The following is a 25037-nucleotide window of genomic DNA, read 5'->3' on the forward strand; positions in this document are numbered from 1 at the left end:
CAGAGTGTACTGGGCGGCCCGGGGTCCCGGCCCACCGTGTCAATCCGCTGCGTGACTTCTCACAGCTAGCAGCCGGTTTCGGGTGCGTCGCTCAGAGGCGATCGAACTCCCCAGCTCGTACGCCCGCGATGAAGTCATCCCAGGAGCGGGGTGCGAATACCTGAGCGGGACCACTCGGATCCTTGGAGTCGCGCACCCCGACGTTCCCACTACCGAGGAACGCCACCTCGACGCACTCCTTGCTCCCGCCACTCCTGGTGCTCTTGAACCAATAAGCATCGGTTAGTTCAGGGTTCACGCGGTGTACTCCTTTGCAATATCGCGCACCAGCTTCCTGCTGCTGCCCTCGTCCAACGCGGCCCGCTGGAGATCTCGGTATGCCGTCAGGTAGCGCTCGACGACGTCCGGCTTCTCCGAGTACATGTCGCTCGAGTAGCCCTCGCAGTACACCGTGGTGGGCGCGGCGGGTTGACCACGCCCGTCCAGCTCGAAGTCGATGACGACGAATGCCCCGATCTGGTCACCGGTTGGCATTCCTGCGGAGAAGGGAAGGACTCTCAGCGTGACATTGTCCAAAGTGCTTGTGTCGGCAAGATGTTTGAGTTGATCAGCCATAATCTTGTCGCCGCCGATCCGGCGGCGCAACACAGTTTCGGCGACGAGCATGTTGAGCTGAGGTGGCCTGCGGTTGTGCGTGATTCGGCGCTGCCTCCGTGCCCTCAGCTCGAGCCGCCCATCGAGCATCGACTCGCCTTCGTCGGGATGCGCGGTGTGGGCGAGCATTCGTGCATAAGGTCGGGTCTGCAGTAGCCCGGGCACCAGGTCCGGTTGGTAGGTGGTGATCACCCGGGCGGCGGACTCCATGTCGACGTAGACCCGGAAGTCTTCTGGGAGAACATGACCGAACTCGTGCCACCAGGACTTCTCCGGGGCCTGATCTGCCAGGCCCCGCAGGTATGACGCTTGTCGCTCGTCGATGCGATAGATGGAGATCAGCAGTTCCAGATCAGGTCTGCGGATCTTGGCAACCTCACCGGCCTCGTGGCGCTGGAGACGACTCTTGCTCCAGTCCATCTCTCTACCAGCCTCGGTCAACGTCAGCCCTGCCTCCTCGCGGGCAGCTTTGAGGTAGCGGCCCAGCTGGCGACGAGTCAACGTGCTTTCGGTATCGGACATCGGATTTCCCGTTCTGGGGCAGTCCTCGTTCCCGCCCCGAAGTAGATACGGTTCCCGGATCGGGAAAATTGTCCCATCGCCAGCGGGAAATATCCTGAAAATCAGTGCAAGAAGAGGGAATTCCCGGTTTTAGGTTCCCGCTGTGGAGCATCGGTCGTGTGCTTGTCGGACCTGATGGCCCCTACTACACGGAGACCTCGATGACGAGTCCGAATCAGACCGGTCAGACGCCTCAATCCTGGATCAACGACCGCTGCACCGAGAGCTTCATCTTTCCCATCACCCGTCGACGTCTCGAAGGGATTCTCGCGATTCACGCGCCGTGCGAGCCGCCGTGTCCGCGGAAGATCAGCGCTGGCGCCCACCTCGAAACGTTGTCGGCCGCCAGTCAATCCGGCGACTCCCAGCCATGACTCCGAACTTGGACCCGGGCGGACAATGCCTGTGTGCCACGCACCTGAGCGCCGAACAGGCTGCAAACCTTGCCCGTGTCTACCGCTGGGATGGCTTGCCGTGCAAGGTTTCCGGAGCGCGAGTAGTCGTCGAGACCGAAGATGTCAGCGCCATCCTCGTGCCGCACGCCCTCAGTGAACTGCTTCGGGGTCGACTCGTCACGCCGATAATCAACGACTATCGGTGCGGGCGGATCGCCATCGCGGCACATGGCGAGGACGACGATATCCACCACGACTTCCTGGACCGCGCCGGATGCACACCACTGCCACCCGGGATGACTCTCCTGGTGCCCGTCCTCGACCACATCGACGGCCGTTACCCGGATTGGTTTCAGCGCCCGCACCGCAACCTGTGCCCGCTCGAAACACTCGCCCGTGCAATTCAACTCGCCTTGCAACCGGCGCTGCGACAGCCACCCACCTTGCTTCGCCTTGCCGAACCTGATGTCCATCGATGCGGGAATTGACTGCTCCGCACGATCTTTCACCGATAAGGAGACAGTTTCATGTTCATCTTGATGCCCTTCCTTGCGGGTCTCACCGTGGGAGTTCTGCTCGTACTGCTTCTCGCCGCCGGACTCGGCGGCAGTGGCCAACCTGCCCGGTCGCATGCTCACACCGGCGCAGGCCGGACGGTCCGAGCGATCACGGCTCGAATCGAGCACGAACGCAAGCAGATCGGATACCCGCCGACCTCGAGATCGGTGACCCGAGCGGCCTCGGCGGCGTCCACCCTGCGCTGAATCGGCTGACGTTCACCAGCCCTCGCCCACCGGCCGATGCCACGATACTTCCGGAATGGGAAACCGCTGGGTTGGAGTCACAGTCGATTGTGTGGACGTGGAACTGGTCGCGACGTTCTGGAGTGCGCTGTTGGACCGTGAGCGGGGGCCGTCTCGACCCGGTTGGGTGTACCTCGGCCACGCGGGTGATCAGCAGCCTCGCCTGGTATTCCAGCCCGTGCCCGAGTCGAAACGCGGGAAGATCCGGCTCCACCTCGACGTCGCGGTCGACGACATCGACGAAGGGATCGCTCAGGTCGTCGCGCTCGGCGGTCGGTCCACTGATGAGCGGCACGACTACGAGCAGGGTGTGGTCGTGGTGATGGCAGATCCCGAAGGTCATGAGTTCTGCCTGGTGCAGTACTACTGACCGGCCAAATTCGGCCAATCTGCCAGCTATCGGCCATGATTCGTCGGGTTTGTGTTCGTACCTGGTTTCAAAGGAAAAGTGCTTGATGAAGTTCATGGGTAAGGCCGTTTTCGCGATCGCGGCGGCGGTTCTTGCGGGAGGGTCGGCGATCGGTGCCGGGACGGCCGACGCGGCCGGACTGCACGGGGCGATCGCGTTCAGTCACGAGAACTGGAGCTACGGCAGCAGTGTCGACGCGTTCAGCCGCACCGGGGCGATCGACGAGGCGTTGGACAACTGCGCTTACAACGGCGCCTCCGACTGCCGGATTCTGCTGACCTGGACCAACGGCTGCGGTGCGCTCGTGTACCGCAACGACGACGGGGATCAGGTCGCGGTGGGCACGGGTTCGGGCCCCGATCGGGCGAGCGCGCTGCACGCCGCCTACGACAGCCTCGCTCGCCTGTATCCGCGGGCGATGCTGGCCAATGTCGGTTCCTCGGACCTGTCGGCGACGGCCGTCAGCGACGTGATCTGCACCGCCAACGTGTGATCCGGAGCGCCGCCGCACAGTAGCAGCGGCACGGAACTCGACTACGCCCCAACCGACAATTCGGTTGGGGCGTAGCTGATTCCGGACCGATTCCCCAAGAGAAACCCGATATCCACCTCGCCGTGGCTAGTCGCGTGCGACCGGCTGGATTCGCAGGCCGGATGGCGAACCATGTTGCGCCCGAGCGGAACTGCGGATCTGCTGCGGGGTGCTGCCGAACCATCGGCGCACCACACGGGTCAACGCCGACTGTTCGCGCAGTCCGGCCAGCGTGGTGATCTGGCTCATCGGGAGATCGGTTTCGCACAGCAGCCGGTAGACGGTGTCGCGGCGGGTGATGTCGAGAACCTCGTTGAAGGTGGTGCCCTCGGCCGCCAGGGCGCGTTGCAGGGTGCGCTCGTGCATGATCAATGTCTTTGCGACGGTGCGGATGTCGGGCTTGGCCGTGGTGATCAGTTGCTCGATCGCTACCCGGACGCGGGCGCTCATGGTGTGGTCGAGGTCGGAGAAGTTCTTGGTCAGGTAGTCGATGGACATGGTGCGCAAGGTCTGGTTGCTGCCGGTGATCGGGCGGGTGGGAAGGTCGTCGGGGAGCCGGAATACGGTGTATGACGCGTTGAAAACCACTGGTGCGCCGAAGTATTCGGTGTAGAGCGACTCCGGCGCGACCGGCGGATGCGGCAGGTGGACAGAGCGCAGGCCGTAGTCGTCTCCCGCTATCCGGCACAGCGCCCGGTGAATCGTGCCGGAGGACAGTCCTACTCCCTGTGCGAAGCCCGTCGCGGCGGCGGTGTCCCGGTATTCGAGGCCGATCGTCGCCGACTGGCCTTCCGGATCGTCGACCAGGCCGATCGAGATACCGCTGTTGTGGGTGAACAGGAAGCGTGAAGCGAGCTCGAGCGCGTCGCTGACGGTGGCGGCATTGGCCACGGCGACCGCCAGTGGCCCCAGCACGTCGATCTCCTGCCGCGCGGCCAGCCGGAGGCCGAAGTCCGGGCAATCCAGCTCGGTCGCAGCGGCTTCGAGCGCCCAGCCGATCGACTCCGCGGGGATGATCGCGTCGTCGTTGCCGACGGCGTCCGGGGTGATGCCGAAACGGCCGAGCAGGGCCGCGCCATTGCCGCCCAACTCGTCGACCAAGGCCGGATAGTCCCGCAGGCTGGCGGCTCGTGCCGTGGTCACCATGTGTCGGATCACCTTTCGCGGTGGGGTGGTCGAAGCACCTCGATTTGGCTGCTCGCGAGTAAAGACGGTAATGCAGATCGCTGATCGGCCGCAATATCCAGGGAAATTTCCGATAACTCGAAAAAGCGTCCTTAGATTCCGGCGCCGCCGCACCGAAAAATATTGTCGCTGTCGGATAAAACGGCACGAAGATCGCCCTGAACTGGGACTTCTCGGAACTCGTGAACGACATGGCGGTTGCCGCGCCGATGTGGTCCGCATTACAGTCCCTACCCGCCGGTAACTCGTAATCGGTTGATACATCCCAACTCTGAAAAACGTGGATGTTTCGGAATCCCCGAATGAATGTGGAGCGATATGAAATCGAGGGTGGGGGCAAGATTGTTCGCTCGGAAAGCGATCGTGGTGCTCGTCGGCTTCGCCGCCGTGGCCCTGTTCGTCCGTCCGGTCGCCGCGGCGGATCCGGAATTCACCGGGATCGACGGCGGGCCGTACGCCGCCGGCTGGACCGCGGCGGTCGACGGGCCGCAACCGTACGCGCAGATCTTCCCGGATCTGGCCGAGCCAGTGACGATGAGCGACGGGACGGTGATCAAGCTCGACGTCACCCGGCCCGGGAACACCGGCGCACCGATCGACGCCAAGCTGCCGACGATCGTGGAGTTCGAGACCTACAGCAAGATCGCGATCAACCTGGCCTCGGTGCTGTTGCAGGTGCCCGGCGTGGAGAACGTGCTGCTGCCGTGGATCGGATCCATCGGCGCGCCCGCCGGATCCGGGCTCGAAGGGATCACCGATCTGACCCAGCAACTGCGCTCGGGAGCGCTGCAAACCTTCCTGCACAACTATGACCTGGTCAAAGCCGGATACAACATGGTGCACGTGGACATCCGCGGCACCGGGACGTCACAGGGCAAGTGGCAGATGTTCGGGGACAAGGAACGGCAGGACGCCTCGGAGGTGATCGACTGGATCACCAAGCAGCCGTGGAGCGATGGCAGCGTCGCGGTGAAGGGCACCTCCGCGACCGGCATCGCGGCCCTGCGCTCCGCCGACCACGGGAACCCGGCGATCAAGGCGGTGTTCACCTACATCGGCAGCGGCGACCTGGTCGACGACATCGTGGCCCCCGGCGGCGCGGTCGGATTCGGCTTCGCCGCCTTCTGGCCGATGGTGGTGAACCTGGCCAAATTCGCCCCCGATGTGGAGTCCGTCATCGCGGGCAAGTTCGACCCCGCGCAGCAGCTGAAATGGTTGCAGGACAGGCTCGCCGATCCGTTGACGATGATCGACGTCGTCGCCAACGCCTACACCGCGATGAACACCGGACAGCTCACCCCGGGCACTCATGACCTCCTCGACCCGGACTCCGACCTGCGCAAGGGTTTCAAGGCCGACAGTCAGAACGTCACCGCCCCGAGCTTCATGGTCAGCGGCTGGTGGGACCTGTTCGGCAGCACACCCACCGACACCTACCGGGCGATGCCGCAGACCGCGGACCGCAAGAAGCTCGTCGTCGGCGAGGGCTTCCACGCGGGCGCGGGCGTCAAGGGATTCGGTGATCCCGGGATGCCGCCGCGCCTGGATGTCATGCAGCGCGCGTGGTTCGACAAGTGGCTCAAGGGAATCGACAACGGGATCGACCACTACAGCCCGGTCACGATGATGCAGCAGGGCGGCGGGTGGATCTCCGCGGACAGCTACCCGCAGGTCGAAAGTGACTACCGCCGCATGTATTTGAGCGATCAGCGCTCCGGTACCGCGAATTCCCTTTATGACGGCGGACTTTCGAGCACGCCGCAGCAGGGTGGCGTGAACGATCTGACGGTCGCGCCGAGCGTGCTCAGCGTCTGCTCCCGCGACACCTCGCGCATTCTGGCGGGCGTCCCGTCGATCATCATGGCGTGCGGTGACGATTCGCGGATCTGGGAGAACAACGGGCTCAGCTTCACCAGCAGCCCGGTCACGCAGGCGACGACCATCTCCGGCGCGATCAACGCGCACCTCAACACCGTGCTCGACCAGCCCGACGGGTACTGGGTCGTCACCGTCAATGATGTGTCGCCGGACGGTCGTTCGCGTGAGATCAGCTCGGGTCAGCTGGTGGCCTCGTTGCGTCAGATCGACGAATCCAGGAGCACGAAATCGGCCGACGGTGACTACACCAGACCCGTCTACGACCTCGACATCGACAAGCGGCAGACCGTGACGCCCGGCCAGCCGCTGGTACTCGACATCGCGGTCGATCCGACCGACGCGGTGCTGCAACCCGGGCATCGACTGCGGGTCGACGTGTACGCCAGCAACTTCCCGAAGGGGTTGCCGCCCATGCCGATTCTGATCGACAGCAAGCTGGCGCCACAGCATCTGCGCCTGGATCCGGCCGAGCCCAGCTGGGTGAACATTCCGCTGAGCGCCGACATCCCGGAGTAGACCCCAGGAAATCTCCCCGGCACCGCGCATCGCATGGGGGATGCGCGGCGCCGGGGGCCCGCCCGTGCTCGAAACACCTGGAAGAACAATGACGAATAACCACGCCGCCGACACGCGGCTTCCTGTCTCGTCCCTCGTACGTTTGTCGGCGCTCTCCGGGGCGCTGGTGCTGGCCGGAGCGTTGGGGGTGGTCGGCTTTCCGGCAGCGTCCGCCGATCCAGAACCTGTTGCGGCACAGTCGGGTTCGGCCGATACCTTCTACGATCCACCGGCCGGTTACGAATCGACCACGCCGGGAACCATTCTCGCCTCCCGGCCGGTGCGTGCCGACGCGCTCCCGTCGGTATCCCTGGCGGTGAGCGCCTGGCAGTTGCTGTACCGCACCACCGATTCCGACGGGCACCCGTACGCCGCGGTCACCACGGTGATGATTCCCGACGGTCAATCCGGACCGCGCCCGCTGCTGTCGGTGCAGGCCGCCTACGACTCGATCCAGCGCTCCTGCATGCCCTCCTATGAGATGACCGCCGGGGACCCCGCCTCACCGCCGCCGAGTGAGGCGTTGCAGGCCGCCATCGCGCTGGATCGTGGTTGGGCCGTGTCGATTCCGGATCCGGGCGGCATCGACAATCGGTTCCTCACGCCGCGTGTCATGGGATACACGGTGCTGGACGGGATTCGGGCCGCTGAGAACTTCAGTCCGCTCGGCTTGGAAGGGGCCGCCACCCGCACCGCGCTCACCGGATACTCCGGCGGCGGCATCGGAACCAGTTGGGCCGCAGAGGTGCAACCGTCCTACGCGCCGGAACTGAATGTCGTGGGAGCGGTGCTCGGTGCGCCGATCCCGGATCTCGCCGCGGCGATGCGCACGGTCAGCGGCCGGATCTCGGGCGGCCTGATCGCTGTCGGCGTCGCCTCACTGATGTACGACTCGCCGGAATTCTCCGCCGCTCTGGACCGCTATCTGAAGCCGGGAGCACGCGCCATCCTCGCGGATGCCGGACGTGCCTGCGTCAACACCACCGTGGCGAAGAACCTCTTCATCACCACCTCCGATCTGCTGACGGTCCCGCTGGATCAGGTGCTGGCGGATCCGGTCATCCACGCCGTCATCGCCGAGCGGAGCCGTGGAACCGCCACGCCCACAACGCCGATGTACGTGGTGAACGCGGTCAATGACGAGGTGAGCCCGATCGCGGCGGTCGACAACCTGGTGGCGCGGTACTGCGCGGACGGCGCGTCGGTCAGCTACGTTCGCGACGACATGCCGGACGTGATCAGCGATCACAGCATCGAAGCCCTTGCCAGCCTCGGCGGCACCTTCGCCTGGCTCGACCGCGCGATGGCATCCGATCAGCCGAATCCACCCGGCTGCCACACCGCCACCGTTCCCTCGACCTTCACAGACGGGTCCTGGTCCTCGCAGATTCCGCAGGTGGCACAGGGACTGGCGCGGGTGCTGATGAGTCAGGCTCTCGGGCAGTAGCTTTCAGTCGATCGCCTCGGTCAATGAGTGTCGCTTATTGACCGAGGGTCGATTGCCTGTGGCTGCGCAAGGCCTGGCTGAACCACGGAACACCGGAGCCATATCCGCCATCGGCGGCCAGTCGTTGACTGCGGCCACCAACTGCCAATAGCGCGTCACCCGAGCATCGTCGGAGATCTCCAGCCATGGCTACCGAAAGTCATAGCTACGGAAGCGTAGTTACGGTACCGTACTTATGGTTGGTATCCCCGAGGGCAGGTGGGACAGAGCATGTCGCAGCATTCAGCGTCTGGTTCGACGGAGCTATGCGCCGTGGTCGGTGCGGGGCCGGTGGGGTTGATCGCCGCGCTGGGATTGGCCCGGCGCGGCGTGCCGGTGGTGGTGCTCGAGGCGGAGCCGCGGGATCGGGTCCGGCCGGGGAGCCGGGCGATCGTGCTGGCATACCCGACGCTGCGGCGGTTCGATTCGGTACTGCCGGGGCTGGGACGCGAGATCTCGGCGGCCGGGCTGGGTGTGCGCGGATACGACGCGTACTACGAGAATCGCCGGGTCTTCCACTACCGCACCGGCGAAAATGTGCTCGGCCGGATCGCGCCGATGCCCGCGTTGGCAACCAGTCTGCCGCAAAAGGTCACCGAGACCTACCTTTACCAGGCCTGCATCGACAGCGGTGTCGAGTTCCGTTGGGGCACAGCGGTAACCGGGATCCAGACGCGCGGCGACGGCGTCGGGATCGCCTTCGAAACCGGTGAAACACTGGACGTCGCATACGTTATCGGCGCGGACGGCGCGCGCTCTCGGGTCCGTCGGGAGATCGGCGCGACGATGCAGGGTCACACCGACGACGCCCCCTTCATCATCGTCGATGTCGAGGACGCGCCCGACGGCTCCACACCGGCGATGTCGGCGATGTTCCGCTACCGCACACCGGGACTCGACGGCCGCAACGTCATGCACATGCCGTTCAAGGGCGGCATGCGCATCGACCTGCAATGCGCACCGACCGACGACGCGGACTACCTGTCGAGCCCGGAAGGCATCCGCGACTGGACCTCTCGGGTCGTGGACCCGTGGTACGGCGACCATGTCACCTGGGTCTCGACCTACCGGTTCCATCAGGTCGTCGCAGACTCCTACACCGACACCCACCACCGGGTGCTGCTCGCCGGTGAGGCCGCCCACCTGTTCGCGCCCTGGGGCGGACGCGGTCTGAACTCGGGGGTGCTGGACGCCACCGATGCGGCCACCGCGATCGCCGATGCCCTCGCCGCGGCGACGCCCGTCCGTGCCCGGGAGCTGATCGAGCGCTGTGCCCGCAAGCGCCGAGAATGGGGACTGCGCAACCGCGACGTGTCCTCCCGCGCCCTGCGGATCATGCGCGCGTCCGAAGCCGGAATGCACCGCAAACGCGCACTGGCCGCCCGGCTCGCACCGGTCTGCTGGCCCGCCGGCGCATGGCTGGCCAACGGTCCGACACAACTGGGCATGCCGCCACTGGGCAGCCTGGACTTCTACTGAACCCAATACCGTAGACCGGTGCCGACCCCGCCCGAACCACCGCGAACACGCCAACCCCGCATGGCGATCGAACACCGCCGCGAACATGTCCTCGATGCCGCGCTGCGCCTGGTGCTCCGTGACGGGTACACCGCCGCGACGATGGAAGCCATTGCCCGCGAGGCGAACCTGGCCAAACCGCGGGTGTACGCCGCATACCCGGGCCGGGGCCCGCTGCTGCTGGCCCTGCTCGAACGCGAGCAGCAACGCGCGGTGGCCGCCCTCGACATCGCGATGCCCGAGTTCACCGCCGACACCGACGTCGCGACGACCCTCGAAGCGGCCGCCACCAGCCTGCTGCACGCGGTCGCCACCAATCCGGGACCGTGGCGGCTGTTGAACCTGAACGCCGACGAAGCACCGCCGGAAGTCCACGCCCACATCGCCGACACCCACGAGTTCGCCCTGTCCAACCTGCGCGCGCTGCTGGCGTGGGGGCGCGAACACCAACCGGGCATCGACGACTACGACGTGGAACTGCTGGCGGTATCGCTGCTGGCGGTCGGCGAACAACTCATCCGCCTCACCCTCGCAGACCCCGACCGCTACCCGACCGACCGCCTCACCGACTTCATCAGGACCACCCTCGGCGCATTCGATCCAGCCCGCACCACGCCCAGCGATTCGTGAGGGTCTGCAAAGGCGCTGCGGCGGGCGGTTATTCACCTGTTTCGATCTTGCCTGGCGTGGCCCGGACGCGCGGAGGCGTCCGGGCCACATCGGCCCCGCCGTGTTCCTGGCGCGCGATCCTCGGCCGCGTGCCGTCACCGGAGTGCGGAGTCTGCGTTCCGCCACCGGCGACGAGGGTGCAGGAGTCCACGCGTTGCCCGAGTCTCGGCAGCCATCACACCGGCGGGCCGACGCCGACGCCAGGGAGACGTCGGCACCTCAAAGTGTGAAACAGCAACGGCTGCAACGCATGCCGGAGGGCCAGTACGGCACGAACGCGAGTATTCGGCGGCACGAACCGTCAGGAGTCCTTCCCGGGCCGCGGCATCGTGACATTTTCGGCAACTATCTAGCCAAGCTCCGCTGGGTGGCTCATTGAACACCCGTGTGGACAACGACCGTGAACGATTTCGCGCCCAGCTGGACGCTCGTTCTCACGCCATGAGGGCGGCGTCGTAGACGTTCGATCTTCAGCTGACCCAGGACGAGGAGCGGAGTACGGATGGCTGGGTCTGGACGAGTTCCATGCACAGGTGATGCGGGTGGAATACTCGGTGGCACAACGATTCGAACGGCGCGGGGATGGCGATTCCAGAGCGTCGTTCTCGACGTTGTTCGGCGCTCCGGCGACTTCCGGCCACCGTACTCGGAGAACTGAATCGGGACGCACCGGACAGTGCGGGTCCTCTCTTCTCCGAGATTGTCTATGACATGGCAGCTACCGATAGCCTTGTGCGCGAGCCGATTTGCCTGACCCGGCCGAGTCGGCATTCCAACGCACGAGGAGAATCGCATGCCGCTAGTGCTCTCGAGCTACAAGGCCGCCCTCACCGTCCACACCGACCAAGCCGTTCACGGATGGTCGGTGACGCTCAACTTCTCCAGCACGATCTCCCACATCGACGTGCCCGACGGCCACGTTCGTTTCGTGCCTTCCCGGCAGCTCACCGAATTCGAATTGCTCACCGCGGCCTCCGCCGACGCAGTACTGGGATACCCCCAGAGCGTCGTCATCACCAGCGCGGACTCCAACCCGAATATCGCCGCCGACACCGACTTCGTTCTCGACTTCACCGTCAGCGCCCCCGATGGCGGGCCTGCCCCGCAGGTGACCAAGGCGGTATTCAACGGCCGGGATGTTGCCCTCACGAATTGACAGAGCAGTCGGTCCTGGCGTTGCCCCGGCCGGTAGACGAACTACCGCAACGACATTCACTTGGGGATGAGAGCTGTGTAGTCGTCGATACCGTGCCCTGTACGCCAGGGCCGTGACGCACCCGAGGTCAACCAGCGCAACCACAGGGAAGAATCGCCAGATTCGTGATCTGCGGTGGATCGAGTGCGGGCCGATCTCTGCAAGTAGGTTGCCCGAGCCTCGTCCATGTGAGCGGGCGCTGAGATCATGACGAATACTGAGATGTCTATCCTGTTGTGCGGACCGGCTTTTCATGGCCGGTGTGAATCGAATAAATGGCCTGTCGAAGCTGTGACCTGGGGTGAGGCACCTTTCAGGACGGATCAGGTGTCTGATTTCTCCGATGAAAGTGGTCCGTTCGAACTCCCCGTTGTGCGAAATAGCATTTTATGTCTTGCGCGGCCTGCCAATACCGTCGGATTCATGGAGTGGAATTATGTTTCGGCCGAAGAACTTTCAGTCGCGTTGCGTGCCGGTGAGGTGACGTCGGTGGAACTCACCGATGACGCGATCGCTCGGATCGAGGGTGAGGACAAGGCGATCAATGCGATCTGTGTGCGGGATTTCGACCGGGCACGGGCGGCCGCGATCCGGGCCGACCAGGCGCTCGCGGGTGGGGAGGATCGGCCGTTGCTCGGGATTCCGGTGACGGTCAAGGAGTCCTATGACGTCGCGGGGTTGCCGACTACCTGGGGGATGCCGGAGCAGAGGGGTTATGTGCCGACCGAGGACGCGGTGCAGGTGTCGCGGCTCGTGGGTGCCGGTGCGGTGGTGCTCGGGAAGACCAATGTGCCCGTGGGGTTGCAGGACATCCAGAGCTTCAACGAGATCTACGGGACGACCAACAATCCGTGGGATCATGGGCGCACGTCGGGGGGATCCTCCGGTGGGTCGGCGGCGGCGCTGGCTTCCGGGTTCGGGGCATTGTCCATCGGGTCCGATCTCGCCGGATCTCTGCGCACCCCTGCGCATTTCTGCGGGATCTACGCACATAAGCCGACCGTCGGGCTGGCGGCGACCCGGGGGATGGTCGCGCCGCCCGCACCGGCATTGCCGGTCGATCTCGACCTCGCCGTTGTCGGGCCGATGGCGCGGACCGCGCGCGACCTCAGCCTGCTGCTCGACGTCATGGCCGGACCGGATCCACTGACGCACGGGATGGCATACAACGTGACCTTGCCGCCCGCGCGCCATGAGCGGCTCTCCGACTTCCGGGTGCTGGTGCTCGACGAACATCCGTTCATCCCAACCGGATCCGCGGTCCGCGCGGGTGTGAACCGGGTGGCCGAGGCGCTGGTCGACGGCGGTGCCCGCGTCGAACGGCACAGTTCGCTGCTGCCCGACTTGGCCGAAGCCGCACTGCTTTACATGCAGTTCCTGTTCTCGGGATCCGTTGCGCGTTTTCCCGTCGAGGCCTACGCGGAGCTGCAGACCCGCGCCGCCGCACTGGGCGCGGACGATCGGACTCTCGCCGCCGCGCAGCTACGCGCAATGGTGTTCACCCACCGCGACTGGATCGAGGCGAACAACCGGCGCGAGCTGCACCGCCACGGGTGGCGTCAGCTGTTCGCCGAATTCGACGTCGTGGTGTGCCCGATCACGCCGACTCCCGCTTTCCCGCATGACCACAACCCGGATGTGCTGGAACGCAGGCTCGACATCGACGGGGTCCCGTACCCGTATTTCGACCAGCTCGTCTGGGCCGGTGTGGCGACCATGCCCGGCCTGCCTGCTACCGCCATCCCCACCTGCCGGTCTCCCGAAGCCCTGCCGGTGGGAGTGCAGCTGATCGGACCGATGTTCGAGGACCGCACTCCGTTGCGGCTGGCTGAACTGTTGGAGGAGAAGATCGGCGGCTTCGAGGCGCCGAAGTAGGAGCACGGCGTCCGCCCGGGGCGAGGGGGCCTGGGCGGATCGTCTTCAGGTGCCCGAAAGAACCTGCACCACAACACCGTTCACGACATCGATCGCCGGGCGAAATTCGTCGGGATAGTCCACGTGCTCCAGTCCGACCAGAACGTGAATCGCGCTCGGATCGTAAGTCTCGTGCGGCACTTCTATTTCGGCGAAGTCGAACACCTTCCACACCGAGCTCGGCGGCATCTCCGCTTCGACCAGTAGGTCGGCCAGCCCGGCTTCGGCGTCCCGCCGCAGCGTGGACGAATGCGCCACCAAGGCGACTATGGCTTCGACCTGCGCTGCGGTTGGGCCATCCGGCGTGCCCGCGACGGAAAGCTCGACCGGCTCGTCGACACCGGCCAGTTGCAGTCGACCGGTCCAGTGCTTCGAGCGGCCCAGGTGTGACAGTCGGCCAACGCCATCGACTTCGATCGAACTCTGCACGCCGGTGATTGTTCCACGAGCCGAGTCGCGCTCAGCACCGCAAGGTGGAGATGTGTACGGCAGCGCTGACGATGACGCGGAACTGTTGGTAGATCGACAGCAGGTTTTCGGAAGCGCGAGGCTTCAGTCTCGGGGCAGGATCGCGGTGAACCTGAAACCGAGGAGGAGCATGCGGATTCGACATTGCGGGCCAGCGTTGCTCGTCCTGGTGGGGGAGCGATGAGGACCGCTGTCCTGGCCGCGGTGGGAATGTTCTTCGCGGGCATGGGGATCTACGCGTTGGCGGTGCCTGCCGCACTGGCGCGACCGTTCGGCATTGCGGTGCAGGACGCGGTGAGTCGCTCGGAGATCCGTGCAGTTTATGGCGGCTTCGGGTTGGCGATCGCGGGAGTGCTGTGGTGGTCGGCGTCCGGTGTCGACGACATGCGCAGTGGGGCCGCGGTGACGGTCGGTGTGGCGTTGGCGGGTATGGCGGCCGGGCGCGTGCTGTCGCGGCTGGTCGATACCGCTACCGCGTTCTATCCGATCTGGTTCTACTGCCTCGTCGAAGCGATCGGGGCTGCGGTCGTCCTGGCCGTCGCGTGACCGTGCGACCATGACGGCTATGACCGCCCTGTTGCCCGACACCGCCCGGACGGTGTGGCTGTGGGCCGGTCACGCCGCATATCTGGGTCCGTCGTTCCACTTGGATATGCACTCGACATCGGTGCACTGCCTCGCGCTCGGAGTCGATGCCCCGTTCATTGTCACGACGCCGGATCTTGTTGCGCGACAACAGCGCAGCGTGCTGATTCCGCCACGAACCCGGCACCGGATCGATGCCGGTGCCGGGCGCATGTTGTTCGTCTACGTCGACCCTCGATCGGTACACACCGAACACCTGCGCGCCGCGATGCGCGATCGGTCGACGGTGATCGCATCGACGCACCGCGCCGAGGATGAGTTGCTGACCGCCCTGCGCCACGGTGTGGGTCCCGAACAGCTGGATCGCATCCTGTTCGGCGACAACGGGTCCGGTGCTGACGACGATCGCATTCGGCACGCAATGGAGATGATCCTCGCCGACCCTGCGGCGGAACTCGGTGCCGACCAGCTCGCGGCGGCAGTCGATCTGTCGACTTCGCGCTTCCTGCACCTCTTTACAGCGACCGCCGGGACCAGCTTCCGGCGCTACCGGCTGTGGTCACGAATGCTGTCGGTCGCCGCAGCCGTCGCCGACGGCAGCGACCTCACCACGGCGGCCATCCGCGCCGGATTCGCGTCCCCCAGCCACTTCAGCGATACCTTCCACGCGATGTTCGGCCTCACCGCCACAAGTCTGCTCTCCCAGGGAACCACGATCGTCGTACGTCGATAGCGCCACGAGATCGTCGGCGACGCAGCGCTTCCCGCCCCAGCCGGCCAGGTGGTGCTCACCCAGCTCTCTTGGCCGTTCCGCCACCTCGACGACGCCGAGCTTTATCCGGGTTGATGTAGAGCCGAATCCCCTTGTACACCACGATATTCGGTAGTTCGTCGTCGTCCGGGTCGCCGGAGTCGCCAGGATCCGGCAGTTCCGCCATTTCCTGGACGACGATCTGCGCTCGCGCCGCACCCGGATCGAACATCTCTTGAAACGGCCCGACGAACGACCCCCCGAGCCCGCGGTGCTTCGCCCGAACCGCGGCCCACCCCAACAGCGTCAACGGACCGATGGTCGCGATCAGAAACAACAAGTCCCCACCCATGCCCTCGAGCGTACTGACGAATTTCTTCGCTCAGCTGGCTCGCGCGAGTTCGCTCAGATGCAGAGCGTCGTCGCCACGGAAAACTGTTGCAGCAGCGTGGTGTTCGGCGTAGGGCTCGGTCAGCCGCTGACGTGGGCGGTGTTGTCGAGCCAATGCTGGGCGAGGCCGGTGTCGCCCTCGATGCTGAGGTCGGCGTCGTGGTCGGTGAGTGGGAGGCGCCGGGTCAAGATCAGCAGCAGGGATCGTGCCGGGCCGCTCACCGTCACGTCGGCGGGCTGGGTTCCGGGCTGCCACGTCGCCCCGTCAGGCTGTCGTTGCACGAACCATGCGCCCGCATCGCCGGTGATATCGGTGGCCAGCCACTGCAGCCGCTGGCCGGTGCCGCTGAGGGCACGGGCCGACTCGGAGCGCTGCATAGCCCAATTGGGGGAGGTGAGCATCGCGAAGTGGTTGCTGATGAGCGTGGCGGCGATATCGGGATCGACGCCGGAATCCCGCTTCGCCGCGTTGGCGGCATCGAAGCCGTGCACGACCGACTCGTTGAGGACGCTGGCCAGCCAGAAGCGAGTCCCGGACCGCGCGTCCCCGGCGGGGTTGAACACCGGAGCGTCGAGCGCGTCGTCGGAGCACGCGCTCGCTACCCGTTGCGCGGAATTCGACAGCCACGCCTGCCATTCGCCCGGATCGGCGGGGAGCACGGCCATCTGCGTGGGCAGTTGCATGGGATCGGTGATGCGCCGCTCGATGCTCTCCGCGACCCAGTGCTGGGTTTGGCCCACATGTTCGACCAGATCACGGACGGTCCAGTTGGGTGCCGTCGGCACGGCGGCGTCAGGTCCGGCCGCGGCGGCCGATTCGGCCAGCTGCCGGGTGTGCTCGACGATCGCTCGCCTGGCGTGTTCGGCGTTCAGCTCGGTCATCGGGTTGCCCTTTCCATCGGTTGGTTGCACTGGATACGACTGTGCCCGCCGGTCGAATTCATCGGTGTCGCAACAATCTCTCATCCGCGGGTGCCCATGTCGACGCAAACACGGCCTCCGGCAGGCATTCGGCTGGTGGCTTCGGCTATGTCGGTGTGCCATGCCACGATCCGCTCATGTCGCTGGAGTTTTTCAACAGGTTGTCCGGGAAGTTGTCGATCGAGCTGACCGAGGCCACGGAAGATATCGCGGGCAACCTCTCGAATCAGCGGGCCACAGCGACCGCGGAGATCGTTGAGGTCTCGTTCACTCCGCAGGTGTTGCGGGACGGCAACTTTCGGGAACTGACTGTTGATGAGTTGGATCAGGTAGTTCTAGAGTCGGCCGCGCTGAACCTACGAAGTTTGGGTGAACCCGTTGCGCACCAGGCACCGAACGGCAAGTGGTTCACCGTGCGTGACCTGGTGGCGGCTGTTGCTGAAACCGAGCGGCGCACGCGCCAGCAGTCGGAATGGTTCGGTGGTATGGATGTGCATCACATCTTCTTCGAAGGCATCGAAGAAGATGTCGACGGGGCCTGGACGGTCTACTGGGGCTCGTAATTGCGCTACGGCGCGACCCAGTCGCGGAACGCGGCGACGAATTCCTCGGGGGCGTCGGATTCCACGTAGATGCCCGCGCCTTCGACGATCACCGTTTTGTGGTCGGGGAACGTTGCTTCCAACCGTTCGCGTTCCTGGGGGCGGAAGGCGATGTCGGCGTCGCCCCAGATGATCAGTGTGGGCAGGTGGGCGAGGTCGGGGAGGCTGGATTCGATGTCAGCGAAGAAGGCTCGGCTGGCGATGACCTGGCCCGGGAGTACGGCGCAGGCCTGGCGGCGGTCGGGGGTGTCGAGGGCTCGGCGGTAGTGGGTCATTTCGGCGTCGGTGGGCTTGCGCCGGTGGTGGCCGATGGGGATGAACGCCTTGACGAGCAGGTTGAACCGGCGGACCAGGAAGCGCATCGGGGGTCCACCGACTATGCGTGCGAAGGCCTCGAAGTGAAGGTCGCCGTTGACCGGCCACGCCCAGGTGTTGATGAGTACCAGCCGATCGAAGACGCCTGAGCGTTGCTGTGCGACCGCCAGGCCGATCAGCCCGCCCCAGTCCTGGCCGACCAGCGTGACTCCCTCGAGGCCGAGCGTGTCGACGAACTTGCCCACCACGTCGGCGTGCTCCTTGGGCAGGTAGCGGTAGCCGGGCTTCGCCGTCGACAGGCCGAAGCCCGGGTAATCCATTGCAACGCAACGGAAGTCGGCGCGCAATGCGCTGATCGCGTCGCGCCAGAGGAACGACCAGGTCGGGTTGCCGTGCAGGAGAAGCAGTGTCGGGCCCGAGCCCTCGTCGACGTAATGCACGCTGTGCCCGTCGATTTCGACGAAGTGGCTTTCGAAAGGGAACAGGGCGTCGTCGACCCAGTCGGGCCGCACGCTGCTGGTGGTCTCGGCCATGGTTGACCCCTCCGGATTCGGCATCGAGGTACAATTGAGAATCTCAAGTGTACTTTAGATTATCAATCGATAGTAGGAAATGATGCGTAGCTACGGCCAGTACTGCGGGCTCGCCCGGTCCCTCGAGGTCGTCGGCGACCGGTGGAATCTGCTCATCGTCCGGCAGCTTCTCGTCGCCCCCGCCCGCTACCGGGACCTGATCGACGGTCTGCCCGGCATCGCGACCAATCTGCTCGCCGATCGGCTGCGCGACCTGGAGACATCCGGTGTCATCGAGCGGCGACTAGCGGGCGCGGGCAACGTGGTCGAGTACGCCCTCACGCCGTGGGGTGCGGAACTGCGCCAGCCGATCGAGAGCTTGATCCGCTGGTCCACCCCATTGATGGTCCGCGGCCCGGAGGGCGACTCTTTCCGCCCCGAATGGCTCACCCTCGCCGTACCGGCTCTGCTCGGCACCCGCGTCGAGGTTCGCCCGTCGGCGACCATCGGCCTCGAGATCGGTGGCCCGTTCCTCGAACTCCGCGCCACGCCCGCTGGATTCGAAGTCGGCTCGCATGATGGCGGCACCCTCGACGGTGTCGTGCGCGCTGAGCCCGCCTATGTTCTCGGACTCGCCGCTGGCGCAATCACTCTCAGCGATGCGCGTTCTCTCGGGCTGGTCGAGATCGACGGCGACGAGTCCCTCGTCCGCGCCGTCTTCGCCGCCTGACGGGCCAGGTCCGGCTGTTCAGGTTGCCGGCCCCATCCAGAACTGGGCTGGATGCTGATCCGGTCGCGTTCGCGCAGCACATCTTTCCCGCTCACGCACGCTTGTAGTAAACCGATTGGTGTACTAGGGTCCCATCAGCTATATCGAGGTCACCCCGGTCGTGGGCGGTAAGGAGCAGCGTGCGTCGAATACTGTGCACGATCCAGCAGGGCAGTCTGACCGCGTCGCAGTGCCGAGCCGCGGAACGTGTGTTGGTCGGTGCTTTCCGGCAGACGCTGGGAACCACCGACCGCACGGTTGTGGTGTGGTGCGAGATTCCGCCGGGGCAGTCCTACACCGAGAACCGTCCATCGACGATGTCCTGGGTGCTGGCCGAGACCGACGACGGTCTCGACGCCGCCCGCCGCGAACAGGCGATGCGTGCGATGAGCGAGGCATGGAACACCCTCACCGGCGCTGGGCCAGACGAACTCATGCTCGCCCTCGTCGACACCGCGCTGTTCGATCGCTACCTCGCCCTCAACCGTGACCGCATTCGCCCCACCGCCCGCCCCCTGTTCCTCCTCCGCACCGTCGCCCGCCTGGCCACGTCCCGGCTCACGCGCGGCCGCCTCGCCATCGCCGCGAACCAGAACTGGAGCTGACATGCCGCTCTACAACGTCGCCTGCCGTGCCAGATCCGAAGCCGTTGCGCACCAACCCATTGTCGAAGCCATCACCGCAACCCACTGCGAAATCACCGGCGCACCACCAGAATTCGTCAGCGTGGTGTTCCTCCACGGCCACCCCGTGCGCGCCGATGTCGAGCTGTCGGTGATCGCCGGAGTGCGCGGCGGCGGCAATCGCGACGCGGACCTCTTCGCCCGCCTCGAACATTCGCTGCGGGAAGCCATCGCCGCAGCGGCCGAGCTCCGACACTCGGCCGTCGAGGTCGCGCTGATCGAATTCGCCGCCAGCTGGATCATGGAGGGCGGCGTTGTCCTCCCCGAACCCGGCGAGGAAGACAACTGGCGTCAGCCCTGATCAACGGACGTAGGTGCGCCCATCTCTACTCAGGTCAGATGGCCCAAGTGATCGGGTAATTGGCGTATTTCGCGGTCTCTGCTGTGAACGTCACGCCTACTGCCCGGAGGTCGTCGCGCGCTCTGACTCTCATCTCCTTCAGCTCGTCCATCTGCGACGCATGCTCTTCGGAGTCCCAAATGCTCACCTGGGAGAGCGAGCCTTCAGGGGAGACGGCTGCATACCAGTGCAGAAGGCCCGGCAGCGCCTGGATTGCCGGGATCAGGTATTCCGAGGTTTTCTTGTCCGCGGCGGCAACCGCGTCGTACAGGCTCGGATCAAAGGTGACTCGTCCGACGCGGACGACGGCAGTTGCCGGCAACGATTCTGTCATCGTGTTCGATTCCTCTCGGCAATGCTGGAATATCTTGCTTGCCAGACGATCTCACCGTCAGGCCCGTGGATCAACAGCGATCTTCGGAGCGACCGACTCCGATGAGCCCTCGATGAGGTGTTTGCGCTAGTCGTCGGGGGAGGCGCGGCGGTTGCGTTTGGTTGCGCCGCGGCGCTTCTTCGCGGCTATGCGGCGTTCCTTCGAGCCGCGGGAGGGCTTGGTGGGGCGGCGGGTTGGCGATGGGGCGGCTGCGGCTTCGCGTAGGAGGGTGGCAAGGCGGTCGCGGGCGGATGCGCGGTTTTGGATTTGGGCGCGTTGCTCGGAGGCGGCGATTGTCAGTACGCCGTTGACCAGGCGGGAGGCCAGGCGCTCGAGCATTCGGGTGCGTAGGTGCTCCGGGATGGAGGGGGAGTTGGCCAGGTCGAAGGACAGCTCTACCCGGCTGTCGGTGGTGTTCACGTGCTGGCCGCCGGGGCCGGACGAGCGTGAGAACCGCTCGTGTAGCTCGGATGCGGGAATGACCAGCGTCCGAGTCACGGTCAGGTCCTCTGCCATGATCTGCCGCCGCTCTTTCCGGTTCGCGAGTCGATTCGGCCGCATCGGACTGGCTCCGACCGAATGGTGACCCTATTGTTCACGGTAGTTGCGACCTTGGTCGGGAGCGTGGCTCGGGTTCTGGTGGCGCGACCGCTGTTCAACGTTCTACCGCAACAGCTTTCAGGACTCTCTGGCTGCGATCGCGGCCTGAATTCTGCGTAGCGTGCGCAGGCCCTTCTTCGCGGCGACGCTCACCATTCCGTCGAAAACCGTTGCGCCCCGGTCGTTCGCCATCAGTCGCTCCAGCGTCGGAACGGCACGATCGTCGCCTGTCGAACCGAGTGCGACAGCCGCCCAGTAGCGCTGGTCCGGGTCGGTGCGCTCGGCCGCTTCGAGCAGCCTCGGGATGACATCGGGGGTGAAGGTGGACAGTGCGCTGGCGATATAGCCGATGCGGTAGTAGCGGCGGTTGTCGAACTCGTCCCACAGGGCCGTCAGGGCCTCGTCGCCGCCGATCATGCCGAGGGACTCCGCCGCACGTTCGCGCATGCCCGAGATCGGATCCTGCAGCACCGGGATGAGCGCCGGGACGACCGATTCGTCGCCGAGTTCACCGAGCGCGATCACGGCCTGCTCCCGGGCCATCTCCTGCGAGTGGTTCAGCATCGCGAGCAAGCCCGGGACCGCCTCGCGGAAGCCGAGTGCCGCGCAACCCATGGCCGCCCACGCCTGGCAGTTGTATCGGGTGTCGGCCAGCGACGCGAGTAGCGGGGCCTTCAGGCTGTCGTCACCGAAGACCTCGGCTCGGTTCAACGCCAGGCTGTAGAGCGTGCGGTGGTAGTCCGGGTAGTCGCGAACGAGCGCTCGCAAGGCCTCCTGGGCGGAGGCGTCGCCGTCGCCGGCCCGCACGAGCAGCAGCCGCAGGTTCTCCTTGCGGGTCTCGAGGCCGCCATCCTTGAGGCTTCGTGCGTCAGCTGGGTTCACCGCCCAACGGTACCTGGCGGTGATCTTGCTCCTCAGCGCCCGCTGGCGGCTTCGATGTTCATCTTCATTTCGGCGATGCCGACCTGCGTGCGGATGCGGATCTCGGGGGCGGCGGTGTCGGGCAGGACGTCGGTGGTCCAGATCAGTCGGCCGTGCTCGCCCTCGGCGTGCACCTCGAAGGAGGCGTGGTGGTAGTCCAGGGCGGGCCGGGCGCCCGCGACGACGGAATAGGCCAGGCGTCGCGAGTCCTCGTCGATGGTGATGAGCAGCTCCTGGATCACATGGCCGTCCGGGAAGGTCAGAAATCGAGCGGTTCCCTCGACGCGGGTGGCGGTTACCCGGCCGGGCAGCAGGCGCTCATGAACGGCGCCGACATCGCGGATGACATCCCAAATATGTTGCGGTGCAGCGTGTATAACGACTTCTTGGCGAATCGAGGCCATGGGGGCGAAGCTCTCCTCTGTTCAGCTCACAACCTCGTCAGAGTATCCGGAACTCCGGTGTGCGCGGCACCGATGAGTTTCGGGTGGATGCGTCGTCGGTATCTACGGATATCCCGACAGGCAGGAGCTTCGGCATGGCGCGATCGTTCGGCACGACCTCGATCCGGGTGAACGGGATGGATCTCGGCATCGAGAGTTTCGGCGGCGCGGACGATCCGCTGATCCTGCTGGTCGGCGGTACGACGATGCTGTCCTGGCCCGACGCGCTGTGTGAGCGGCTCGCGGCGGGCGGGCGGCGGGTGGTTCGCTACGACCTGCGCGACTGCGGTGCGTCGACGACCGTCGATCCGTTGAATCCGGAGTACGACCTGCGGGATCTCGCTGCCGACGCGGCCGCGCTGGTCGAGGCGCTCGATGCCGGAAGTGCCCAGCTCGCGGGAGTCGGCGTGGGCGGGATGGTGGCTCAGGTTGCGGCACTGGATCATCCGGGCGTGTTCTCCGCACTCACCCTTGTCGGCACCCGGCCGGTAGCGCCGGGTCCGGTCGACGACGATCTGCCGGACCACGACCCCGCCCTCATGGGTGCGCTGTTCTCGCGCCCGTTCCCGGACTGGACCGACCGCGAGGCCGTCGCAGCGTTCGCCGCCTCGGGCGCCGAGCCGATGGGCAACGATCCGGACCAGGCGCGCACGACCGCAGCCCGCATCTGGGACCGCACCCCATCCACCGATCCCGTTGTGCACCAGGCCAATCAGATCGGAATCGTGTTCTCCCGCATCGACTGCACCCCACGCTGGCGCGAGCGGCTCACCGAACTAGACCTGCCCACCCTCGTAATCCACGGCCGCACCGACCCGTTCTTCCCGCTCGGCAACGGCGAAGCCCTCGCCGCCGAAATCCCCGGCGCACGACTACTGGTCCTCGACGGCATGGGCACCGTACTGCGACCCACCGCGGCCGACCTGGCCGCGACCCACATGCTCGCCCTCTGACCGTTTCGGGCTTGCATCCGGTACCCGGGTACAGGCTTACCGTGGATTCATGACGATCGATACCGGTTCCGCCGGGTGGGTACCGGATTCGTGCACCCTGCCGACGGCCGCGCAGCCGATGCGGGTGGAAGAGTTCGATCGGTTCTTCGCCGACTCGGTGCAGCGTGCAGTTCGGGCCGACCGCACTCGGCTGGATCTGTTCATCGACGCCGCGGCCGAGGCAGTCGGGCGGGACCTGGCGGCCCGTGAAACGGAATGCTGCTCGTTCTTCACGTTCTCTTTCGAACCCACTGCCGGGGGTTCACTGATGCACATCGATGTTCCCGCAACGCATATCGAGGTTCTCGACGCTGTCGAATCGCGGGTCGGAGCCGTGTCGCGATGAGCGCGGAGTTGCGTACCGGCCAGGTTGCCGCCGCAGCCGGGGTGAACATCCAGACCCTGCGCTACTACGAACGCCGCGGCCTGCTCGCCGAACCGAACCGCTCCCTGGGTGGACACCGCCTCTATCCACCGCAGGCCGTCACCACCTTGCGAATCATCAAGGCCGCACAGCGGCTCGGGTTCACCCTCGATGAAGTCGCAGACCTCCTGGCAGTCACACCCAACACCGGTCTGCACACCCGCGCCGCAACCAAACTCGCCGAGGTCGATGCGAAACTCGCTGAACTGAACGCAGTACGCGACGCCTTGCGCGCGGCCCTGGCGGCCGGATGTGACGACCTTCTCGTGTGCAGCGAAAGCCATTGTTGCCCAGTGCCGTTCGAATGAGCCCGGCCGCTGAAGGCCAACCGATTCATCCGCAGCGTCCGCTGTAATCGACCGGTGGGTCAGCAGCGGTTGGCGGTCCAGCCGATGGGGAGGATGTCGCCGGGGGTGGCGGATTCGGCTCGGGTGAGGAGGGATTGGGTGTCGGGGGTGAAGGGGGAGCTGTATTCGATGTCGGGGGCGCAGCCACCTTGTTCGGGGCCGCCGATCACGCCGACTATCTGGCCGTTCTGGATCCAGGGGCCGCCGCTGGTGCCGTCTACGAAACCGCTGCAGTGGATGGCGGAGCCATTGTCTACGGATTCCAGTGGGGCGGTGCAGGTCAGGGGGCGGCCGCCGAAGCCGAGGGGGTAGCCGCTGACTGTTACCGGGGTGCCCGGGGTTGGGGTGGCGAGGGGGAGGCCGGGGACCACGTCTTCGATCTTCTTGCCGTTTCGCGGGGCGACGCGGAGGAAGGCCACGTCGTGGCGGGGGTCGAAGGACTGCTGCCAGGAGGGGTCCACGTACATGGATGTCACGTCCCATACCCCGGCTGGGAGTTCGGAATCGTGTAGTAGAGGTGCGAACTCGATCAGGGCGCCGGGGCCGAGGACGCAGTGGGCCGCGGTCACCAGGAGGTCGCGGGAGGGGGAGTCGACTACGCCCGCGGAGCAGAAGTGCGGGCCACCGAGGCGGGGGACGGCACCGGATGTGCTGGGGTAGAACAGGGCTCCGGTGGCGGGAGCCGTCTCGACCTCGGCTGCGGCCGGTTCGTCCGCTCGGGCCGCCTGGGGCACCGCGAAACCTAGTAGTACTCCACAGGCAAGAGCCGCAATCCGTCGCATTCGTCGCACGGTAGCGAAGAGCACGCGAAACGTGAAGCATCGGAGCGATTTACACGAGCGTGGCG

Annotated in this window: 30 protein-coding genes; 17 read left to right on the top strand and 13 right to left on the bottom strand. The window is 65.8% G+C overall.

Translation table 11 applies throughout. The features are described from left to right. Window positions 1–91 precede the first annotated feature (91 nt). The 3 genes from OG300_RS36990 to OG300_RS37000 form a co-directional block, all read right to left on the bottom strand. On the bottom strand, window positions 92–298 hold the full coding sequence (locus tag OG300_RS36990) for a DUF397 domain-containing protein (RefSeq protein ID WP_405489199.1): 207 nt from the start codon (window positions 296–298) through the stop codon (window positions 92–94). Further along, window positions 295–1176: a helix-turn-helix domain-containing protein gene (locus OG300_RS36995; protein ID WP_405489201.1), complete on the bottom strand. Its 882-nt coding sequence runs from the start codon at window positions 1174–1176 to the stop codon at window positions 295–297. The genes OG300_RS36990 and OG300_RS36995 overlap by 4 nt, the downstream gene beginning before the upstream one ends. A 388-nt stretch (window positions 1177–1564) precedes the next feature. After that, on the bottom strand, window positions 1565–2296 hold the full coding sequence (locus tag OG300_RS37000; RefSeq protein ID WP_405489203.1) for a hypothetical protein: 732 nt from the start codon (window positions 2294–2296) through the stop codon (window positions 1565–1567). Window positions 2297–2429: 133 nt separating this feature from the next. Here OG300_RS37000 and OG300_RS37005 point away from each other — a divergent pair, with 133 nt between their 5' ends. Continuing rightward, complete coding sequence (locus OG300_RS37005; protein ID WP_405489205.1) at window positions 2430–2783, top strand: VOC family protein; 354 nt, start codon at window positions 2430–2432, stop codon at window positions 2781–2783. Window positions 2784–2868: 85 nt separating this feature from the next. Continuing rightward, a complete protein-coding gene (locus tag OG300_RS37010; protein WP_405489207.1) occupies window positions 2869–3315 on the top strand; it encodes a DUF4189 domain-containing protein in 447 nt (148 codons plus the stop codon). 126 nt (window positions 3316–3441) lie between these two features. Here the strand turns inward: OG300_RS37010 and OG300_RS37015 are convergent, their stop codons facing one another. Continuing rightward, window positions 3442–4500 carry an AraC family transcriptional regulator gene (locus tag OG300_RS37015; protein ID WP_405489209.1) on the bottom strand — a complete coding sequence of 353 codons (1059 nt, stop codon included), beginning with the start codon at window positions 4498–4500 and terminating at the stop codon, window positions 3442–3444. A gap of 381 nt (window positions 4501–4881) precedes the next feature. Here OG300_RS37015 and OG300_RS37020 point away from each other — a divergent pair, with 381 nt between their 5' ends. From OG300_RS37020 to OG300_RS37045, 6 genes are all read left to right on the top strand, one after another. Further along, window positions 4882–6933 (top strand): CocE/NonD family hydrolase, encoded by a 2052-nt coding sequence (locus OG300_RS37020; protein ID WP_405489211.1) that lies wholly within the window; start codon window positions 4882–4884, stop codon window positions 6931–6933. Window positions 6934–7021: 88 nt separating this feature from the next. After that, the gene (locus tag OG300_RS37025) at window positions 7022–8419 is read left to right on the top strand and encodes a lipase family protein (RefSeq protein WP_405489213.1); all 1398 of its coding nucleotides are present in this window, start codon (window positions 7022–7024) and stop codon (window positions 8417–8419) included. Window positions 8420–8731: 312 nt separating this feature from the next. Beyond that, the gene (locus OG300_RS37030) at window positions 8732–9937 is read left to right on the top strand and encodes an FAD-dependent monooxygenase (protein WP_405489214.1); all 1206 of its coding nucleotides are present in this window, start codon (window positions 8732–8734) and stop codon (window positions 9935–9937) included. A 60-nt stretch (window positions 9938–9997) separates the two neighbouring features. Next, window positions 9998–10606: a TetR/AcrR family transcriptional regulator gene (locus OG300_RS37035; RefSeq protein WP_405489216.1), complete on the top strand. Its 609-nt coding sequence runs from the start codon at window positions 9998–10000 to the stop codon at window positions 10604–10606. A gap of 832 nt (window positions 10607–11438) precedes the next feature. Beyond that, window positions 11439–11801, top strand: a complete 363-nt coding sequence (locus OG300_RS37040; protein WP_405489218.1) for a hypothetical protein — start codon at window positions 11439–11441, stop codon at window positions 11799–11801. A gap of 366 nt (window positions 11802–12167) precedes the next feature. Further along, window positions 12168–13715 (top strand): amidase, encoded by a 1548-nt coding sequence (locus OG300_RS37045; protein ID WP_405489220.1) that lies wholly within the window; start codon window positions 12168–12170, stop codon window positions 13713–13715. Window positions 13716–13760: 45 nt separating this feature from the next. Here OG300_RS37045 and OG300_RS37050 read toward each other — a convergent pair whose 3' ends face one another. Beyond that, window positions 13761–14183, bottom strand: a complete 423-nt coding sequence (locus OG300_RS37050) for a hypothetical protein (RefSeq protein WP_405489222.1) — start codon at window positions 14181–14183, stop codon at window positions 13761–13763. A gap of 219 nt (window positions 14184–14402) precedes the next feature. Between OG300_RS37050 and OG300_RS37055 the strand changes: the two genes are divergently transcribed. Together OG300_RS37055 and OG300_RS37060 are read left to right on the top strand one after the other, a co-directional pair. After that, window positions 14403–14768 (top strand): DUF4345 domain-containing protein, encoded by a 366-nt coding sequence (locus OG300_RS37055; protein ID WP_405489224.1) that lies wholly within the window; start codon window positions 14403–14405, stop codon window positions 14766–14768. Between the two features lie 19 nt (window positions 14769–14787). Continuing rightward, window positions 14788–15540 (top strand): helix-turn-helix domain-containing protein, encoded by a 753-nt coding sequence (locus OG300_RS37060; RefSeq protein ID WP_405489226.1) that lies wholly within the window; start codon window positions 14788–14790, stop codon window positions 15538–15540. 55 nt (window positions 15541–15595) lie between these two features. Here the strand turns inward: OG300_RS37060 and OG300_RS37065 are convergent, their stop codons facing one another. Continuing rightward, complete coding sequence (locus OG300_RS37065; RefSeq protein ID WP_405489228.1) at window positions 15596–15910, bottom strand: hypothetical protein; 315 nt, start codon at window positions 15908–15910, stop codon at window positions 15596–15598. A gap of 119 nt (window positions 15911–16029) precedes the next feature. After that, window positions 16030–16830, bottom strand: a complete 801-nt coding sequence (locus OG300_RS37070) for a maleylpyruvate isomerase family mycothiol-dependent enzyme (RefSeq protein WP_405489230.1) — start codon at window positions 16828–16830, stop codon at window positions 16030–16032. Between the two features lie 176 nt (window positions 16831–17006). Between OG300_RS37070 and OG300_RS37075 the strand changes: the two genes are divergently transcribed. Continuing rightward, a complete protein-coding gene (locus tag OG300_RS37075; RefSeq protein WP_405489232.1) occupies window positions 17007–17432 on the top strand; it encodes a hypothetical protein in 426 nt (141 codons plus the stop codon). Window positions 17433–17437: 5 nt separating this feature from the next. On the opposite strand, the gene OG300_RS37080 is transcribed toward OG300_RS37075, so the two are convergent. Then, window positions 17438–18319, bottom strand: a complete 882-nt coding sequence (locus tag OG300_RS37080) for an alpha/beta fold hydrolase (protein WP_405489234.1) — start codon at window positions 18317–18319, stop codon at window positions 17438–17440. Between the two features lie 82 nt (window positions 18320–18401). On the opposite strand from OG300_RS37080, the gene OG300_RS37085 reads away from it, so the two are divergent. From OG300_RS37085 to OG300_RS37095, 3 genes are all read left to right on the top strand, one after another. Then, window positions 18402–19028, top strand: a complete 627-nt coding sequence (locus OG300_RS37085; protein WP_405498819.1) for a winged helix-turn-helix transcriptional regulator — start codon at window positions 18402–18404, stop codon at window positions 19026–19028. 179 nt (window positions 19029–19207) lie between these two features. Further along, window positions 19208–19672, top strand: coding sequence for a hypothetical protein (locus OG300_RS37090; protein WP_405489236.1), 465 nt, complete (start codon window positions 19208–19210; stop codon window positions 19670–19672). A gap of 1 nt (window position 19673) precedes the next feature. After that, window positions 19674–20051, top strand: coding sequence for a 4-oxalocrotonate tautomerase (locus OG300_RS37095; RefSeq protein WP_405489238.1), 378 nt, complete (start codon window positions 19674–19676; stop codon window positions 20049–20051). A 34-nt stretch (window positions 20052–20085) separates the two neighbouring features. Here the strand turns inward: OG300_RS37095 and OG300_RS37100 are convergent, their stop codons facing one another. From OG300_RS37100 to OG300_RS37115, 4 genes are all read right to left on the bottom strand, one after another. Continuing rightward, entirely contained in the window at window positions 20086–20424 is a 339-nt protein-coding gene (locus OG300_RS37100; RefSeq protein WP_405489240.1) for a hypothetical protein, read from the bottom strand. A 126-nt stretch (window positions 20425–20550) separates the two neighbouring features. Further along, window positions 20551–20979: an alternative ribosome rescue aminoacyl-tRNA hydrolase ArfB gene (arfB, locus tag OG300_RS37105; protein WP_405489242.1), complete on the bottom strand. Its 429-nt coding sequence runs from the start codon at window positions 20977–20979 to the stop codon at window positions 20551–20553. A gap of 162 nt (window positions 20980–21141) precedes the next feature. Then, window positions 21142–21945 carry a HEAT repeat domain-containing protein gene (locus tag OG300_RS37110; RefSeq protein WP_405489244.1) on the bottom strand — a complete coding sequence of 268 codons (804 nt, stop codon included), beginning with the start codon at window positions 21943–21945 and terminating at the stop codon, window positions 21142–21144. Between the two features lie 32 nt (window positions 21946–21977). Further along, window positions 21978–22388: an SRPBCC family protein gene (locus OG300_RS37115; protein ID WP_405489246.1), complete on the bottom strand. Its 411-nt coding sequence runs from the start codon at window positions 22386–22388 to the stop codon at window positions 21978–21980. A gap of 134 nt (window positions 22389–22522) precedes the next feature. Here OG300_RS37115 and OG300_RS37120 point away from each other — a divergent pair, with 134 nt between their 5' ends. The 3 genes from OG300_RS37120 to OG300_RS37130 are packed head-to-tail and all read left to right on the top strand — an operon-like array spanning window position 22523 to window position 24151. Beyond that, window positions 22523–23380, top strand: coding sequence for an alpha/beta fold hydrolase (locus OG300_RS37120; RefSeq protein WP_405489248.1), 858 nt, complete (start codon window positions 22523–22525; stop codon window positions 23378–23380). Between the two features lie 49 nt (window positions 23381–23429). Continuing rightward, complete coding sequence (locus OG300_RS37125) at window positions 23430–23765, top strand: hypothetical protein (RefSeq protein WP_405489250.1); 336 nt, start codon at window positions 23430–23432, stop codon at window positions 23763–23765. Next, window positions 23762–24151: a MerR family transcriptional regulator gene (locus OG300_RS37130; protein ID WP_405489252.1), complete on the top strand. Its 390-nt coding sequence runs from the start codon at window positions 23762–23764 to the stop codon at window positions 24149–24151. Before OG300_RS37125 ends, OG300_RS37130 begins: the two co-directional genes overlap by 4 nt. A gap of 59 nt (window positions 24152–24210) precedes the next feature. On the opposite strand, the gene OG300_RS37135 is transcribed toward OG300_RS37130, so the two are convergent. Then, window positions 24211–24924, bottom strand: a complete 714-nt coding sequence (locus tag OG300_RS37135; protein ID WP_405489254.1) for a trypsin-like serine peptidase — start codon at window positions 24922–24924, stop codon at window positions 24211–24213. Window positions 24925–25037 lie beyond the last annotated feature (113 nt).

It is taken from the genome of Nocardia sp. NBC_00511 (assembly GCF_045161165.1).
Lineage (GTDB): Bacteria > Actinomycetota > Actinomycetes > Mycobacteriales > Mycobacteriaceae > Nocardia.